Source organism: Propionibacterium sp., from assembly GCF_047719395.1.
Classification (GTDB): Bacteria; Actinomycetota; Actinomycetes; order Propionibacteriales; family Propionibacteriaceae; genus Propionibacterium.
Map to the genome: position 1 here is coordinate 1 of NZ_JBDNTB010000063.1, position 15,784 is coordinate 15,784.

General features: G+C 65.5%; 16 protein-coding genes. 9 read left to right on the top strand and 7 right to left on the bottom strand.

The genetic code is table 11. The features are described 5' to 3' along the window. Positions 1–105: 105 nt before the first annotated feature. The 3 genes from ABF648_RS10430 to ABF648_RS10440 all read left to right on the top strand — a co-directional run bounded on the left by ABF648_RS10430 (position 106) and on the right by ABF648_RS10440 (position 3,768). Entirely contained in the window at positions 106–1,137 is a 1,032-nt protein-coding gene (locus tag ABF648_RS10430; protein WP_415632214.1) for a linear amide C-N hydrolase, read from the top strand. A 280-nt stretch (positions 1,138–1,417) separates the two neighbouring features. After that, a complete protein-coding gene (locus tag ABF648_RS10435; RefSeq protein ID WP_415632215.1) occupies positions 1,418–2,770 on the top strand; it encodes a threonine/serine ThrE exporter family protein in 1,353 nt (450 codons plus the stop codon). 200 nt (positions 2,771–2,970) lie between these two features. Further along, on the top strand, positions 2,971–3,768 hold the full coding sequence (locus ABF648_RS10440; protein ID WP_415632216.1) for a Bax inhibitor-1/YccA family membrane protein: 798 nt from the start codon (positions 2,971–2,973) through the stop codon (positions 3,766–3,768). A 121-nt stretch (positions 3,769–3,889) separates the two neighbouring features. Here ABF648_RS10440 and ABF648_RS10445 read toward each other — a convergent pair whose 3' ends face one another. Both ABF648_RS10445 and ABF648_RS10450 read right to left on the bottom strand, forming a co-directional pair. Then, positions 3,890–4,597, bottom strand: a complete 708-nt coding sequence (locus ABF648_RS10445; protein ID WP_415632217.1) for an NUDIX hydrolase — start codon at positions 4,595–4,597, stop codon at positions 3,890–3,892. 52 nt (positions 4,598–4,649) lie between these two features. Beyond that, entirely contained in the window at positions 4,650–5,714 is a 1,065-nt protein-coding gene (locus ABF648_RS10450; RefSeq protein WP_415632218.1) for a hypothetical protein, read from the bottom strand. Between the two features lie 96 nt (positions 5,715–5,810). Here ABF648_RS10450 and ABF648_RS10455 point away from each other — a divergent pair, with 96 nt between their 5' ends. Together ABF648_RS10455 and ABF648_RS10460 are read left to right on the top strand one after the other, a co-directional pair. After that, the gene (locus ABF648_RS10455; RefSeq protein WP_415632219.1) at positions 5,811–6,437 is read left to right on the top strand and encodes a DNA-3-methyladenine glycosylase; all 627 of its coding nucleotides are present in this window, start codon (positions 5,811–5,813) and stop codon (positions 6,435–6,437) included. 113 nt (positions 6,438–6,550) lie between these two features. Next, positions 6,551–6,967 (top strand): SRPBCC domain-containing protein, encoded by a 417-nt coding sequence (locus ABF648_RS10460; RefSeq protein ID WP_415632220.1) that lies wholly within the window; start codon positions 6,551–6,553, stop codon positions 6,965–6,967. A 70-nt stretch (positions 6,968–7,037) separates the two neighbouring features. Here ABF648_RS10460 and ABF648_RS10465 read toward each other — a convergent pair whose 3' ends face one another. Further along, complete coding sequence (locus ABF648_RS10465) at positions 7,038–7,550, bottom strand: mycothiol transferase (RefSeq protein ID WP_415632221.1); 513 nt, start codon at positions 7,548–7,550, stop codon at positions 7,038–7,040. A gap of 301 nt (positions 7,551–7,851) precedes the next feature. On the opposite strand from ABF648_RS10465, the gene ABF648_RS10470 reads away from it, so the two are divergent. After that, positions 7,852–8,484, top strand: coding sequence for a pyridoxamine 5'-phosphate oxidase family protein (locus tag ABF648_RS10470; RefSeq protein ID WP_415632222.1), 633 nt, complete (start codon positions 7,852–7,854; stop codon positions 8,482–8,484). A 114-nt stretch (positions 8,485–8,598) separates the two neighbouring features. On the opposite strand, the gene ABF648_RS10475 is transcribed toward ABF648_RS10470, so the two are convergent. Then, positions 8,599–9,144, bottom strand: coding sequence for a hypothetical protein (locus ABF648_RS10475; RefSeq protein WP_415632223.1), 546 nt, complete (start codon positions 9,142–9,144; stop codon positions 8,599–8,601). A 236-nt stretch (positions 9,145–9,380) separates the two neighbouring features. Here ABF648_RS10475 and ABF648_RS10480 point away from each other — a divergent pair, with 236 nt between their 5' ends. Continuing rightward, positions 9,381–9,917 (top strand): NADPH-dependent FMN reductase, encoded by a 537-nt coding sequence (locus ABF648_RS10480; RefSeq protein ID WP_415632224.1) that lies wholly within the window; start codon positions 9,381–9,383, stop codon positions 9,915–9,917. 83 nt (positions 9,918–10,000) lie between these two features. Here the strand turns inward: ABF648_RS10480 and hypD are convergent, their stop codons facing one another. Next, the gene (gene hypD, locus ABF648_RS10485) at positions 10,001–11,155 is read right to left on the bottom strand and encodes a hydrogenase formation protein HypD (RefSeq protein ID WP_415632225.1); all 1,155 of its coding nucleotides are present in this window, start codon (positions 11,153–11,155) and stop codon (positions 10,001–10,003) included. A 59-nt stretch (positions 11,156–11,214) separates the two neighbouring features. Further along, complete coding sequence (locus ABF648_RS10490) at positions 11,215–11,490, bottom strand: HypC/HybG/HupF family hydrogenase formation chaperone (RefSeq protein WP_415632226.1); 276 nt, start codon at positions 11,488–11,490, stop codon at positions 11,215–11,217. A 136-nt stretch (positions 11,491–11,626) separates the two neighbouring features. Between ABF648_RS10490 and hypE the strand changes: the two genes are divergently transcribed. Beyond that, complete coding sequence (gene hypE, locus ABF648_RS10495; RefSeq protein WP_415632227.1) at positions 11,627–12,739, top strand: hydrogenase expression/formation protein HypE; 1,113 nt, start codon at positions 11,627–11,629, stop codon at positions 12,737–12,739. Here the strand turns inward: hypE and hypF are convergent. After that, on the bottom strand, positions 12,672–15,089 hold the full coding sequence (hypF, locus tag ABF648_RS10500) for a carbamoyltransferase HypF (RefSeq protein WP_415632228.1): 2,418 nt from the start codon (positions 15,087–15,089) through the stop codon (positions 12,672–12,674). The two genes, hypE and hypF, sit on opposite strands and share 68 nt — an antisense overlap. Positions 15,090–15,240: 151 nt before the next feature. Here hypF and ABF648_RS10505 point away from each other — a divergent pair, with 151 nt between their 5' ends. Further along, entirely contained in the window at positions 15,241–15,603 is a 363-nt protein-coding gene (locus ABF648_RS10505) for a hydrogenase maturation nickel metallochaperone HypA (protein ID WP_415632229.1), read from the top strand. Positions 15,604–15,784: the final 181 nt, after the last annotated feature.

Here is a 15,784-nt window from a genome sequence, read left to right on the forward strand (position 1 = left end):
GCGCCCTCCCACCACGGCTGCTGCGTCGCCTACACCCTCATCTGGGAAGAGCCCGAAAAGAGTCTGACAACAGGTCGATGTACGAGATCTAAGGGGAATTCACATATGTGCACACGAGTCGTGTGGCGGGATGCCGCTGGGGCGGTCATTGCCGGGCGGAATATGGACTATCGTCGCGAACTCGACACCAATCTGTGGAAGCTGCCACGAGGGGTTGAGCGCAATGACGGGGTGACCGGGAAGCTGACGTGGAAGGCCAAGCACGGCAGCATCGTGGCCACCGAGTCCGACCTGATGTCCGTCGACGGCATCAATGAGGCGGGGCTGGCCGGTCACATCCTGTGGCTCGCCGAGTCCGACTATGGCGAAATCGATCTCTCTCGCCCCGCGCTGAGCCAGGCAGTGTGGATGCAGTACTTCCTCGACAACTACGCAACCGTCGCGGAGGCTGTCGACTGGGCCGAGCAGAACAACGTGCAGGTGGCGCAGCTTGTTGATCCGACCAGTGGTGACGTTCCCACCATTCACCTCGCCATCGAAGATGCCACCGGTGATTCGGCAATCTTCGAGTATCTCGACGGCAAGCTGGATATTCATCATTCAGCTGACTACGAGGTCATGACGAACTCCCCGAAGTACGAGGAGCAGCTCAAGCTGTTGAAGGAAGTGGACGGGTTCGGCGGTGACAAGCCGCTTCCCGGCACCACTCAGGCGCCGGATCGCTTCGCGCGTGCCGCGTACTACGTCAAGCGGCTGCCGGAACCGAAGTCGCAGATCGAGGCCATCGCCTCGATGTTCAGTGTCATCCGCAATTGCGCCCAGCCCTTCAGGCTTCCTGATCCAGGAAAGCCCGATGCCTCGCAGACCCTGTGGCAGGTGGTCGTCGATCTCACCCGTAAACGCTATGTCTTCGAGTCCACCTCGCACCCGAACATCGTGTGGGTGGATCTCGACGAGATGGACTTCAGCGAGGGCTCGCCGGAAACGGTTCTGGATCTCGACAGCCATCTGGCCATCGAGGGTGGCGTGGCCGGTAATGTGTCCCAGCGCTTCGAGGAGAAGAAGCCGATGCACTTCCTGACACTTTCCGATCTCAAGGCTTTGCAGGCCCAGAAGGAAGCGGCGCAGGCGCACTGAATTCAACGGCTCCAGGGTCGACGACGCTGAAGCCGCCGGCTCCGTCCGGGAGCATGGGCTGTTGCGGGATGGTTCGCGTGGGTGCCCGCGTCAAAGCTGGTCCGGACGGGAAACGGGTTGCTCAGACCGCGGGTCGAGGCATGTGCAGAGCGGTGTCTCCGGTCCGCGGTCTCGTGTCCCGGCCCGCCGTCTGGTCGTTCGCGGGGCGAGCGGGTGCACCTATTCGTGGCCAGCAGCCATCGCGTTGTGATTCTTGATGGGATGAGCGGAAATGTGGAAAATGAATGGGCATCTACATGACATCCGCCACTCCATTGGTGGACGTGCCCGCGAGGTGCTGCAGGCGCTGCCGACGCCGGGTGGCGACACCTTCGGTGAAGGAAGTGCAGGCATCCTTGAGATGCTGGGGGAGTACGGAGCGGCGCTGCTGGCTTCGTCGCTGGCGACCACAGATGTGGAGGACACCCTTTATCAGCTGGCACGACGATATGGCCGCCAGCAGCTGAGGATTTGTGTACTCCCGACCCTGATACTCATCGAGGATCCCGCCGAAGAACCCGCGCAGACACTGATCTTTCCCGCGCTGCCGCAGGCGCTTCGTCTTGATCAGGCCGGCCGTGTGGAGATGGCAGTTCGGAAGGCATTGGTCCAGCCGAAATCCTCCAAGGAGATGCTGGCATCCCTTTCCGAGATTCTTGCGGGTCCGCCGCGGTTCGGTCCGGTGTTGAAGATCCTGGGAAACATGCTCCTCACCGTGGGATTCGGCCTGGTGCTGAACCCAACCATCAGCGCCATTCCCGTCTACTTGGTCCTTGGGCTCATGGTGGGGATCATCGTCACCTGGGGCAGCCGGGCGGCGACGCTTTCCCTGGTGCTGCCGATCCTCACCGCCTTCCTGGTGACCGTTCTGGTGGGAATCGTTGCGCTTCCCCTCGTGCACGGCGGGGTTCTGATGCTGGTGGCGCCCTCACTGGTCCCCTTCCTGCCGGGCCTTTCTCTCACCATCGCAGCGGTGGAGCTCACCACCGGTCAGGTGCTGTCCGGTGCGAGCAGGCTGGTCTATGGACTGGCCGGACTGGGCCTGCTGAGCTTCGGTGTCTATGTCGGTCTGCAGGTCACGCACTTCCCTCCAGCCGAGTCCAGTGGACTATCCCAGCTGGGCCAGTGGGCGCCCTGGGCGGGCCTCGTGCCGGTCAGCCTGGGGTATGTGTTGTTCATGTCGGCACCACGAGGTTCTTTCCTGTGGATCCTGTTCGCCACGGTGGTGTCCTACGGGGCCCAGCTGTTGGGGGAGTACCTCGTGGGCGCTGAACTCTCGGGGCTTGTCGGTGCGATCATCGTCATACCCGCCGTGACACTCGCCGGGCGACTTCCTTCGGCACCCTCGCCTGCGATCATGCTGACCTGCGCCTATTGGGTTCTCGTGCCCGGAGCGATGGGCTTCATCGGACTGTCCGAGGTCGCGACCGGAACAAGCGGTGCAGCGAACACGATGCTCCAGACCTTGGCGTCCATCATCGCCATCGCCATCGGGATGGTGCTGGGCTCAGGAATCACCCATGATGCGGCGCTCGCGGTGCGCGCCTGGCGGGGAGAGGAAGCATCAGGAACGGGCAAGACCGCTCAGGGATAGTGGCGGCCCGCCTGCATGAAGGATCGAGATCGGTTCGCTGGGCGCACGTCTGCCCCCAGGTGCCCAGCGGATTGCCACCCCGGGACGCGGCGAATCCTTGGCGGCGCCGAGCCGGTCGGTACCATGGCGGCGTACACCCCGTTGACAGGGGCTCCAGCATCACAAGTCATCAATGATTCCCATCGAGGATCGGAGACGAAGTGCAGAGCAGTAATCCAGTTCTCACCCGGAAGGACGCGTTCACGCCCGGATATCGTGAGGCGAGCTACGGCGACATCGGCCAGTTGGCCGGTCCCGGGCAGGGCGCACCGGTGGGCCAGGCTCCCGCCGGCCGAATGACGATGAATGATGTGGTGGCCAAGACCGGCACACTGTTCGTCATCCTCGTCGGGGTCGCTGCCATCGCATGGTTCGCCACGCCTCCCGTCATGCTCTACCCGGTCGCCATCATCTCCTCGATCGTGGCTCTGGTCGCCGCGGTCCTGGTGACTGTCCGGCGCTCGGTCTCGGTGCCGGCGATCATGTTCTACACGGTTGCCGAGGGTGTGCTGATCGGCGCCTGGAGCAGGGTCATGGAGTATCTGTACCAGGGCATCGTCGCCCAGGCGGTGCTGGGCACTTTCGTGGCAGCTGCCGTCACGTTGGCCTGCTACCGCTACCTCGGGGCGCGCGTCTCCGGACGGATGCAGAAGATCTTCCTCATCTCGATCATCTCGTACGCCGCGTTGGCCGGACTGAGCCTGATCTTCCTGCTGTTCGGGCTGAATCTGGGACTGTTCGAAGTCGGGCCGGGCGCCGGGCCCTTGAGCTGGTTGTTCGCCGGTATCGGTGTTGTCCTGGCAGTGGTCAGCCTGCTGATGGACTTCGAGCAGTGCGAACGCGGAGTCCAGATGGGCGCGCCTGCCAGGGAATCCTGGCGTGCCGCCTTCGGCCTCATGGTCACCATGGTGTGGCTCTACACGAACATCCTGCGGATCCTCAGCTTCTTCCGGAACTGATCCTCGGTCTGCACAGGACGACGGCCCCGGAAATCCCGCACACAGGCGGGTCCCGGGGCCTTCGTACGTCCTGACACGGCGTACGGGGCCATGGACGGGGCAGCACGCTCGACCTGCCGAGTCAGCAGGCGAGTCTGGGCACCCGCACGGTGTCGAGGTATTTGTCGAGGGCCGAACGTGCCCCCGCGGTCCACGGCAGGGAACGCCAGTGACGCACCGGTACCCAGCGTGACATCGCCGTGGTGCCGTCCACATCGAGCACGATCGGTTGGGTGGGTTCGGAGCAGATGGCCGTGTAGATGATTCGCAGGGCCTGGAAGTCTTCGAGCTGCCCGCTGGGGCCACGACCCACCCAGTGGTCGGACTGCAGGTCGACCACCCGCAGCAGGTGGACGCTCTGAGCAGTCTCCTCAGTGACCTCGCGCATGACGGCCTCGCTGGGGGTCTCCCCGGGTTCAAGCCCTCCGCCGGGAAGCTGCCAGCGGCCGGGAACGGCCGTGTGATCACTGCACATCGTGCCGAGCATGCCCATCGGGGAGCGCACCACCGCATAGGCGGCTATCCGCTGGCGAGGTACCGGAACCTCACCGGGTGCCGGATCGGCATCGGGAAGGGCGTGCAATCCGTGGCGGCGGGGCAGCCTCGTCGTCTGGGTGCGCCGGCGCACCTGGGCAGTGAGCAGAATGTCGTCGTCGGTGCCGGTTGCGGACAACCACTGGGCCACTGCCCATCCGCGGCTCCACAGCAGCAGGCGGGGATCGTCACCGTGGTGCACGGCGATACGCACGGAGGGGCCCTCATCGAGTCGATGAAAACCTGTGATGTGCATTGGCCCATAGTCCCACGCCGCACACGCCTGCCCAACCAGCTCGGCTGGTGTTTCACTTCGGGAGAATCGTGCCATCCATGCTGGTGACGACTTCTGTGCCGCCGACCTGGAAGTGCATGCGCGGGGCGTCCTCGCTGCTGCGTTGCTGGATGCTGACCTGCACCGTCGTGCCGGCGGGCTTATTGAGCTGGCCCGGCAGGTCTTGCTCCAGCCGGGCGATGACTGCCGGATCGATCACAGTGGAAGAGAAGGCGACACTGTCGCTGGAGTCCTTGAGGGTGGCCACGATGGTGGGCAGCGCATTCTGCCGGGTGCGCCGCTGGATGGTTGCGGCATCGATGCGCACGTCCACCGACAGAGCATCGGGTTTGATGCTGACGGCGCTGACCGTGGGGCTGTTCTGGACCGTGTCAGACAGACCTTCGGTCAGGTCTTGGACATTGCGGAAATCGAGCTTGTGGATCGGCGTGCCATCGGGACGGAAGAAGACCGTGCTCGACTCCGGAGTCGTCGTCACCGTCATGATGACATTGCCCTGGTCGTACTCGTTGATCTGCAGGTCCTGCTGCTGGCGGGACCCGGACAGGGCCGCTGCCTGGTCGAACAGCGAGCCGACATCGTCGATGGCGAATTCGTCCGGATTGAACTCGGTCTGGTCGATGTAGGTCACGGTCGAGTCGAGTTTGCTCACCGCGCCATTGGCGAATCCGATGGTGTAGGCATTGCGGTCGTCCAGATAGGTGATGTTCGCCGTGGTCGCCGTCACCTCGACGCGCAGTATCGGCTTGTGTCCGGATGCTGCCCACAAGAAGTCGACGATCTGCCGGGCATTGCCCGGGGCGGTCAGCGGGAAGTCCGGCTGGGTGGTGACAGCCGGCGTCGGCGTCGGCGTGTGCCCTGGGGTGGCGGGCCCCGACGGGCTTGCCGAGCACCCGCCCAGGGCAACCAGTGCACCGGTCAGTACGCAGGCGAGAATCTTGCGCGAGCCGGGATTCAGGACGCGGGCGAGCGTCTTGCGCGAGCCGGGATTCAGGACGCGGGCGAGCGTCTTGCGCGAGCCGGGATTCAGGACGCGGGTGAGCACTCCGCGCGGGCCCGCCATCCTCCTCGTCTGCACGTGCCCACGTTACGCGATACAGCATGCCGGGCGGTTGCAGCACCGCAGATGTCGTCGTGACGCCGTGCCCTCATGAGCGGATGCCACACTGGAGCGGTGCTCGACTTCGACCGGCCCGCAGACCAGCTGGCGCCACTGCTGCTCGGTGGTTTTCTGCGCAAGGCAGGGGTGGTCGTGCGCCTCACCGAGGTGGAGGCCTATCTGGGCGAGGACGATCCCGCATCGCATGCCTTCCGGGGCAATCATGGCCGTGCCGCGGTGATGTTCGGGCCCTCCGGGCGGATGTACGTCTACGTCAGCTATGGAATTCACCGTGCCGGGAATATCGTCTGTTCCCCCGCGGGGCAGGCCTCTGCGGTCCTGCTGCGAGCAGGTGAGATCGTGGACGGCCTGGCGGTGGCGAGGGCCCGCCGTGCCTTTCCCGCCGGCCGGCCGGATGCCCTGCTGGCCAAGGGCCCGGGGAACCTTGGCAGGGCGCTGGGCCTCGACCTCGCGGACAACGGCGCCGTGCTCGGAACCGGGGCCGATGAATTCGAGTTCACCGAATCCCGGCCTGCCGCATCAGTGCTTGCCGGGGAGAGGATCGGCATCTCCCGGGCGGTCGGCGAACAGTTGCGATTCTGGTTGCCCGGTGAGCCCACCGTGTCGGCCCGCAAGACGGGATCAGCGTTTGTGCCACGAAGCTCTGCTGCTGCTCTTCAACCGGGCAGTGCGGCGGGCTAGGGTGGCCTCACACCGGGTCGCGATGGCGGGACGTGGTCATGCGGCACTCGGTGCAAAGAGCCTCGGCGCACCTGAAATGTGCCTGGGCAATCCGTCGAGTGAAATGGGGTCCCATGTCCGATCAGGCCGTCACCGAGGAATCCGACGCTTCCACTGAACCCTCCGTTGTTGTCAGCCGTATCATCGACCAGCCTCTCGACACGGTGTGGTCGGTCCTCATGACGAAGAAGGGCGCTGAGGCCCTGCTCGGGCGTGGCGCGATGCTCGGGGACAAGGGCCAGACCTGGACGGCCGCCGACGGTCGCACGGGGTATATCCGAAGCTTCCATCCCAAGGAGCAGATCCGCTTCTGGTGGCGCAAGAATGAGAGCACCGAGGCTTCCCTGGTGGATCTGCAACTCAGCAGCCCCGCCGAGAACCAGACCGAGGTCCAGGTTGAGCATTCACACCTGCGTCCCGATCTGGATCCCGAATATCTGCGCGGACGCTGGGAGAGCGCACTGGAGCGCATCGAGAGCGACTGCTTCTGAGCCCACTGTTCTGCAGGCAGTCTTCTGGGTCAGTTGTCCGAGGCCCTGCGAGGGGTGCCGCACAGTTCTCTCAGCGGCTTGCCAGCAGGCCCTTCAGATAGGCGATCTGACCGGTGTGCTGGTTCACGTCATTGATCACGGAGACCAGCCGGACTGCAGCGGTCACCGGAGGATCCCACCGGGTGTCGACGATCCGGCCGAGGTCCTTGTTGCGTTCGGCGGCGAGCACGGTGCGCACCAGCGCAGCGACCTCGTGGTGGTAGCCAAGGAGCAGTTGGGCATCCACCAGGTCGAACTGGGCAACCTCTTCGGAGGTCTGGCCGTAACCCATCGCCAGCGGCGGATAGGGTAGTCCGAAACGTTCCCGCCAGCCCTGGTCCCAGATCTGCGGAAGATCCATCAAGGGGGCCATCTGGGCGTCCATGCAACGGTCGATGTGCCAGCTCAGCCACGCGATCGGATTGGCATCGGGTCCGGGCCGCCACAACAGATCCTCGGGGCCGAGCCCATCGAGCAACGCCGGTAGAGTCTCCAAGCCACGGTCGAACGAGTCGGTCAGAATATCCAGTGCGTCCACGGTCATGGCCCCATTGTGCTCGTGTGAATGCCCACGATGAGAACAGCGGCGAGTGCAGATGAGTCGGGGCATGGTTGGTCACGGCAGGTCCATCGGTGCTGCACGCCTGGATCGGGCTCGGCAGGGGGTCGTATGCTCCTCCGCATGGCACGTGAGGCTGACGACGCGAAGATGGGCTCCGTGCTGTTGAGGTGTACCGGGCCGGACTCGACCCGGACGCCGAGGAAGGCGCCGTACTGGCCTGCCGGCTGCTGGACCAGCTCCAGAGGTGACGTTCCCCGACACATCCCGGAAGGGCCGTGACTCCATGGAACACCAGATTCACCGGCAGGCCTCCAGGGCCCACCACGACCGCGCCATGCTGGATGCTTTGCTGGACTCCCAGTGGTTCGGTGTGCTGTCCAGCGTGACTGATGACGGCGAACCCTGGGCAGTTCCGATCGGATATGCCAGGGTGGCGGATCAGATCGTCGTGCACGGCTCGGTGAAGGCCGGACTGTTGCGGGCTGTTGCCGCTGGCGCGCCGGTCGTGTTCACCGTCGCGGCGATGGACGCCTTCGTCGTGGGCCACTCCATGATGTCCAGTTCGGTCAACTATCGCTCGGCCACCGTGCGCGGAAATTTCGTACCGGTTGACGGCGACGAGAAGGCGCGTCTGCTTGACGCCTACACGGACTTTTTCCTCCCGGGCCGGTCCGGCGAGGTCCGGCCTCATACCGCCCAGGAAATGGCCATCACGAGCGTGCTCGCACTGGCCATCGAGGACGGCAACTGGCTGTACAAGGCGCGTGACGGGCAGGCATCCGAGCCCGATGGCCCGAGCGATGCGTGGGGCGGCGTCGTCGGTCTGCGCACCGTTGCCGATGCCCCGGAGCGCGCACCATGGTCCCATGGTGTGCAGCCCGCTTCGGTGGATGGGCTGGTCGAGCGATTCCGCTAGACGGATCCCCGCGAATCAGGTACGCGATTCAGGGATGCGCAGCACTGCGGAAACAGTGCGCGACATCTCGTCGGGAGACCATTGCCGCCCCGTGCCCTGGCCGTCGTTCGGGGATCAGCCCTTGGGGCGATACTGGGCCGTGATCCGGTTTCCCGCGTGGAGAGGGGTCTCGGCCGGCACGAGATAGTGCACCTTGCCATCGGGGGCGAGCACGGCCACGCGGCGCGAACCGAGACGCAGCACCCAGCTGGCCTTGGGCATCCGGGAGTCGGCTGGCAGATATGCCTGCTCGTCCAACCAGTCGATGAGCGATTCCAGGGTCGGCACCTCGGCGGGGTCGATGCCGAGCCGATTGTCGTCCTCGAACTCGTCGGGCAGCGTGGAGCGGTCGATGTTCACCTGTGCCGCGGGATCGGCGTCGTCGTCCTCGTCGTCATCGTCCTCGTCCGGAGAGTCCTCGGCACGGTCAACATTCTGGTTCGACTGTTTCCGCGCGGTCAGCACTGTCGCCGTACCTGCCGCGCCCAGGGCGATGGCCAGCACGATGTTGAGCGGCTCCCGGGTGGAGACCCAGATGAGTAGCAATACGAGACCGCAGATGATCTCCACGATGCCCACCATCCGGATGGTCTCCGGCTTCGGCGGACGGAAATGACGCATGGCGGCAGTATCCCATCCCCGCCGACGAGGACGTCCGCCACAGACTGCTGGCTCCACAGTGACCATGGGCTCCACGGGTCTTGGTGCCGACCATGCCTGCCAGCAGGCATTTCGCTGACAGAAAAGTCATACTTTCAACTAACAGATTTAGTATTCAACGAGATAGTGTGATGGACGGACGCGATGATCGGCTGACTTCTGGACCATCGCGCAGGATGAGCCCCAGGAGGAGTGTCATGAAGATCGGCATCATTGCGGGAAGTGTTCGTGAGCAGCGTGTCGGCCACAATGTGGCGAAGTGGGTCCACGAGAATGCCAGCGTCCGGGGTGACGCCGAATACCAGATCGTCGACATCAAGGACTTCCACCTTCCGCTGTACACCGGCGGGTCGCCCATGATGGCCCACAAGCAGTACGGCCAGCCGGAAGTGCAGGTCTGGAGCAACGAGATCGACACCTATGACGGCTTCATCTTCATCACCCCCGAGTACAACCACTCGGTGCCGGGTGGCATGAAGAATGCCGTGGACTGCCTCGGCCCGGAGTGGTTGGGCAAGTCGGTGGGATTCGTCTCCTATGGTGCCGATGGCGGTGTCCGGGCAGTGGAGCACTGGCGCCAGATCCTGGCGAACTTCGAGATGCGCACCGTGCGCGCCCAGGTCTCGCTCGGCCTGTTCACCGATTTCCAGCATGGCGTCTTCGCGCCTCAGGAGCGTCGCGTTGCTGAGCTCACGCGGATGCTCGACTCGCTGGTTCCCGTGGCGGTTCACTGACGGTCACCGGGTCTCTGCCCGGATTCTTGATGGCGCCGGGCAGTCGGCCGGTTCTGAATGGCTCGGCATTGCAGGCCGGGAGCTCAGTCCTTGATGCTGATGGCGGCGGCGTTCGCCGTGTCCCGGTCGATGCGCCCGAAGTTGTAGTAGGCCGCGCAGGCGCCTTCGGGGGAGACCATGCAGGTGCCGATCGGCCTGGACGGTGTGCAGGCGGTGCCGAAGACGCGGCACTGCCAGGGCTTGGTGCGTCCGGTGAGCACCGAGCCGCATTCGCAGGCGGGCGGATCGGCCACCCGTGTCCCGGGTACCTGATAGCGCCGTTCGGCGTCCCACTGACTGTATTCCTCGGAGATGCCCAGACCGGAGTGATCGATCCAGCCCAGGCCCCGCCACTCGAATCTGTCCCGCACCCGGAACACCCTGTTCATCAGGGCTTTCGCTGATTTGTTTCCTTCGGGACGCACCACACGTGCGTACTGGTTCTGCACCGTGGCGCGCCCGGCGGCCACCTCGCCGGAGGCGAACTGCACGAGGATCATCTCGACTGCCTGCAGGATGTCCAGCGGTTCGAATCCGGTGACGACCACCGGAAGATTGAATTCCTGCGGCAGAAACTCGAACGCCTCTGTACCGATGATCGTGGCAACGTGCCCGGGGCCGACGAAAGCGTCCACCAGTGTGTCGCCGCCGTTGACGATCGCCCGCAGCGGCGGCTCGGTGAGCACATGATTGCTGAACACCGCGAAGTTCTCGATCTGCTCGGTGCGGGCCCGCTCCAGGGTAACTGCGGTCGAGGGCGCAGTGGTCTCGAAACCCACCGCGAAGAAGACCACCTGGCGATCTGGATTCTCCCTGGCCACCTGCAAGGCGTCCAGTGGCGAGTACACGAAGCGCACATCGCATCCCTGCGCGCGCGCCTGCAGCAGCGACTCGTGGGATCCGGGCACCCGCATCATGTCTCCGAAGGTGGTGAGGATGACGCCGGGCTGGTGGGCCAGCCAGATGGCATCGTCCACCCGGCCCATCGGGATGACGCAGACCGGGCAGCCGGGGCCGTGCACGAACTGCACCTGCTCTGGCAGGAGGTGTTCAAGACCGTGGCGGTAGATCGTGTGGGTGTGCCCGCCGCAGATCTCCATCACCCTGACCGGCCGGTCGAGCCTGGCCACGATCTCCCCGATGCGGGTCAAGAGGGTCTTGGCGCCCTCGGGGTCGCGGAATTCGTCGACATATCTCATGACTGGTTCGCCTGGAGGTTCTTCACCGCGTGGCCGCGAATGGGCTTGCCATCGCCTTGTCAGCCGATCGCCGAGGTACGAAACGCGTCCAACTCGGTCTCGAAGGTGCCGCTGCCCAGTCGCTTGATCTGGTCGAGAGTGATGGCCGCCTCGTCGGCATCGATCCTGCTCAGTGCAAAGCCGACGTGCACGAGCACCCAGTCACCGGGCTCAATGTCTTCATCGGCGAGTAGGTCAGTCGCCACAGTCCGCTGCACGCCACTGATCGCAACCCGCGCGCGCGGAACCGCAGCATCGGGAATCGCAATGACCTCAGCGGGTACTCCCAAACACATGCGCTGCACCTTCCCAGCACGGCTGGACCGCCGTGCGTCTGCTCAAACGGGCCACAAATCCTGCCCGGCTATCATCGCCCTTGCCATGGGGCGGTTCCAGCCGGGCCCAGATGCTGTTCAGGAGCGGAGATCGCCGATGGATCCGAAGAACCGCCTCAATGACGACGAGGACGAGGTCAACAAACGGATCGGGCGGGTACGCAGCAGGGGCTTCGAATTCGGCGATGACTACGTGACTCTCGCCCACGGCGCCGGGGGCAAGGCCTCGGCGGCGCTGGTGGATGCGGTCTTCGTGGACGGCTACGGCAATGATGTGCTGCAAGAGCTGGGCGATGCGGGCGTTCTGCCGCTGGCCGCCTTGCCCGGCTGCTCCGAGGGGGCGCGCCTCGCGATGTCCACCGACTCCTATGTGGTCAATCCGATCGAGTTTCCTGGCGGCAACATCGGTGAACTCGCCGTCAATGGCACGGTCAACGACCTGGCGGTTTCGGGCGCCGAACCGGCGGTCATGTCGGCGGCGTTCGTCCTTGAAGAAGGCCTGGAGGTGGCCAGGCTCCGAACGATCGTGGCCTCGATGCGCAGGGCAGCGGCCAGGGCAGGTGTGCAGATCGTCACCGGCGACACCAAGGTGGTGCCGCGCGGGGCGGCCGACGGGTTGTACATCACCACCGCCGGGGTCGGCATGGTGCCTGCGGGGCGGGTGCTCGGTGCTTCGCAGGTGCGGCGCGGCGATCGTCTGCTGCTGTCCGGGGCGATCGGCGACCACGGCATGGCTGTGATGCTGGCCCGCGGCGATCTTGCGATCGTCGCGCCCATCGAATCCGACACCCGTGCCGTGAACCAGATGACCGCAGCCCTGGTGGATGCCGCACCACAGACTCGATGGATGCGGGACGCCACCCGCGGCGGGCTGGCGACAGTGCTCAACGAACTGGCGCTGGCAAGCGGTCTCGGCGTGGTCGTCGAGGACGAGTCGGTCCCTGTGCACGACATGACGCGAGGCGCCTGCGACATGCTCGGACTCGACCCGCTCTATGTGGCCAACGAGGGCACATTCGTCGCCGTGGTGCCTGCTGACCAGGCAGAGGCCGCGTTGGCGGCCGTGCGCGCACAGCCTGGCGGCGAGGAGGCTGCGCTGGTGGGGCGGATCGTCGCGGAGCCGGCGTCCTCGGTGGTGCTGGTCACCGGACTCGGCGGAACCCGGATGGTGGACATGCTGGTGGGGGATCCCCTTCCGCGGATCTGCTGAGCCTGGCTGCCCATGCCTGGCCGAGGCTGAGCCCGCCGTCGTTGGGTGGCACCACATGGTGTGTGAGCACATCGAGCCCTGATCGGTGCAGCGCATCGACCAGGATGGCCGTGAAGACCCGATTCACCGCAGCGCCCCCGGTCAGCCCCACTGTTCGGGTGCCCGCCTCATCGGCGGTCCGGGTCATCTGCTCCGCGATGACGAGCGCGAATCCACGGTGGAAGCGCCAGGCGCGCTGCTCGACGCTGGAGGCCCCCGGTGCGATCAGTTCGGCCAGCACCGAGACGATGTCCGATGGCGGACCGGCCGAAAGCTCTGCCGGTGAGGGATGCCAGTGAGCCGCAGCACGTTCCAACAGCATCGCGGCCTGCGCCTCATAGCGGGATTCCTGGCACAGGCCCAGCATCGAAGCTGCAGCATCGAACAGCCTGCCCGCCGAGCTCGTCAGTACGGTGCCCAGACCCGACTCCAACTGGGATTCGACCAGACGTCGTTCAGCTTCCGGAGCGTCGGCACTGGCCGGGGTGAGGGAGATGTCGAGATGCCAGGCATGAGCCAGACCCTGCGCGATCCGCCAGGGGTGTCTGATCGCCCGATCACCCCCGGCAAGGGGGAACTCCGGCAGATGCCAGGCGCGCCGCCAATTCGACGGTGTCGGATCATCCCTGCTGCCCAGTACGAGTACCTCGCAACCCCAGATGCTCGGGCGGCCGGTGCCCCTCGCGGGTGGTCCAAAGCCGGTACCGTCAAGCGCTGCCACCACCACCGGCCCGTTGCTCACCGAATTCTCCGCGAGCAATGAGAGGGCATGCGCCAGATGGTGCTGAACCCTCAGCAACTCGGTGCCCGGATGCGCCGCCACATATCTCTCGGCCCAGCTGGTCGTCGCATAGCCGGGATGCAGATCGCAGACCACCACCTCGGGCTGGCGCTGCTGCATGGCCACCAGCTGGGCCACAGATGTCCCGAAGGCCTGCTGGGAGGCCAGCGAACCCATGTCCCCGACATGGGCGGAGACGAATGCCATGTCGTCTATGGCCAGGGTGAAGGTGTTCTTCAGTTCTCCGCCAACTGCCAGCACGACGGGCTCCTGGGGATGATCGTCGTGAGCTGGCGGCAGCACCACCGGAAGCGGAGCATATCCCCGTGATCGGCGCAGCGGCGCGGCGTCGCCGTCGCGCAGGGCAATGAGCACCGAATCGTCGACAGGGACATGGATTCCCCTGTCATGCAGCAGGAAGCAGTCCGCGATCGATGCCAGCCTTTGCAGCGCCTCGGCATTCTCATGGCACAGCGGCTCTCCCGACAGATTCCCCGAGGTGGCGACCAGCGCGTCCGCTGCCCCGTCGTCGGTTTCGAGCAGCAGGGTCTGCAGTGGTGTGTACGGCAGCAGCAGGCCGACGTCGTCGCTGTCGGGAGCGACCTCGTGGGACAGGTCGTAGCCGGCCGTTGTCGGAGCGATGAGGATCGGGTGTGCCGGCGAGCTGAGCAGAGCCAGTTGGGGTCCAGTCAATACGGCAAGCCGCCGTGCTGCCTCGGGGTCAGGCACCATCACGGCGAAGGCCTTGTCAGTGCGATGTTTTCGCTGCCGCAACCGCGCCACTGCCCGGTCATCCCGGGCATTGCACAGCAGATGGAAACCGCCGAGATCCTTCACCGCGACGATCTGGCCCTCCCGCAGCCGCCGCCTCGTCTCGGCGATGACGGCCTCCTGCTCGGACGGGCTGGCTGGTGCCGGATTCGGGCGGGACGCTTGACCCTCGTCCGCGGTGCTCAGCCAGAGCCTGGGCCCGCAGTCGTAACAGGAGTTCGTCTGGGCGTGGTAGCGCCGGTCATCGGAATCGGAGTACTCCGCCGCGCAACGCGGGCACATTGGAAACTCCCGCATCGTCGTGGTGTTCCGGTCGTACGGGAGGTCCTCCGTGATCGTCAGACGCGGACCGCAGTGCGTGCAGGTGATGAAGGCATAGTGATGGCGCCGGTTGGTGGGATCGGTCATCTCGGCCAGGCAGTCGGGGCAGGCCGCGGTGTCGGGGGGGATGAGGGTGCGCACACCCGGCAGGTGCCGGCTGGCCACGATGCGGAAATGGCGTTCATCGGCGACCACCGGCAGATCGTGGCTCGTCACAGCGATCACTCTTGCCAGCGGGGGCAGATCTGCGAGCATTTCGTCGAAGAAGGATTCGATGCTCTCGGCGTCGCCCTGGGCCTCGATGAAGACCTGCAGATCATCATTTCCGCACAGCCCGGTGATCGGGAATCTGGATGCGACGGTGGCCACATGAGGGCGGAAGCCGACCCCCTGGACGACTCCGCGGAGCAAGTACTCGCGGCGTACAGTCTGCGCCATGACGTCCCTTCCGGCGGGCCGATGATGGCCCTCGCTGCGCTCGTCCCAGTATGGAACGCCGGTGTTTGCGTCGGCTCGGGCGTGACCGCCAGGGTTGTGACGAAGCCGGCATGCGATGATCGGCTGCGGTCGTGGAGCGCATGGGGCCGGGGTGCATGAAGTGTCGCTGTGCCAGCAGCTCGCCTCCGCGGTGACCAGGGCTGCGGGCAGGCGGGTCGTGGAGACGGTGCACGTCGATGTGGGGGCTCTGCGGCAGGTGGTTCCCGAAGCGATGCACTTCGCATGGGGTGCGGTGGTGCGCGGGACTCCACTGGATGACGCCCAGCTGCAGATGCGAGAGCTTCCGGCGGTGATCCGTTGCCTCGACTGCGGCACCGAGTCGCAGCTGGGCCCTGAATTGGGTTTCAGCTGCCGAGCGTGCGGCTCGGCGGACACGCAGGTGGTCAGTGGCGAGCAGTTCCTGCTCCGTGCCATCGATGTGATGACGGTCCCGGTCCGGGAGAGTCCTGGCTGATGGCAGCGGAAAGTTGAGCTGGTGGCTCGCCCCGGGCGAGCCGGGACATGACTGCTGGTGGCTCGCCCCCGGGCGAGCCGGGACAAGAAGAGGAGCACACGATGGGGCGGTTCCATCGCCACGATGGCGGCACCCGGCAATCGCACGCGCCCGACGCGTCGGGGCCCAAGCCAGGGCCGCG

Bases quoted from the DNA above. Each gene is read 5' to 3' on its own strand.
- ABF648_RS10460 (WP_415632220.1), top strand. From the start codon at position 6,551: ATGTCCGATCAGGCCGTCACCGAGGAATCCGACGCTTCCACTGAACCC.
- ABF648_RS10430 (WP_415632214.1), top strand. From the start codon at position 106: ATGTGCACACGAGTCGTGTGGCGGGATGCCGCTGGGGCGGTCATTGCC.
- hypF (WP_415632228.1), bottom strand. From the start codon at position 15,089: ATGGCGCAGACTGTACGCCGCGAGTACTTGCTCCGCGGAGTCGTCCAG.
- ABF648_RS10480 (WP_415632224.1), top strand. From the start codon at position 9,381: ATGAAGATCGGCATCATTGCGGGAAGTGTTCGTGAGCAGCGTGTCGGC.
- ABF648_RS10435 (WP_415632215.1), top strand. From the start codon at position 1,418: ATGAATGGGCATCTACATGACATCCGCCACTCCATTGGTGGACGTGCC.
- ABF648_RS10475 (WP_415632223.1), bottom strand. From the start codon at position 9,144: ATGCGTCATTTCCGTCCGCCGAAGCCGGAGACCATCCGGATGGTGGGC.
- ABF648_RS10445 (WP_415632217.1), bottom strand. From the start codon at position 4,597: ATGCACATCACAGGTTTTCATCGACTCGATGAGGGCCCCTCCGTGCGT.
- ABF648_RS10470 (WP_415632222.1), top strand. From the start codon at position 7,852: ATGGAACACCAGATTCACCGGCAGGCCTCCAGGGCCCACCACGACCGC.
- ABF648_RS10465 (WP_415632221.1), bottom strand. From the start codon at position 7,550: ATGACCGTGGACGCACTGGATATTCTGACCGACTCGTTCGACCGTGGC.
- hypD (WP_415632225.1), bottom strand. From the start codon at position 11,155: ATGAGATATGTCGACGAATTCCGCGACCCCGAGGGCGCCAAGACCCTC.
- ABF648_RS10490 (WP_415632226.1), bottom strand. From the start codon at position 11,490: ATGTGTTTGGGAGTACCCGCTGAGGTCATTGCGATTCCCGATGCTGCG.
- hypE (WP_415632227.1), top strand. From the start codon at position 11,627: ATGGATCCGAAGAACCGCCTCAATGACGACGAGGACGAGGTCAACAAA.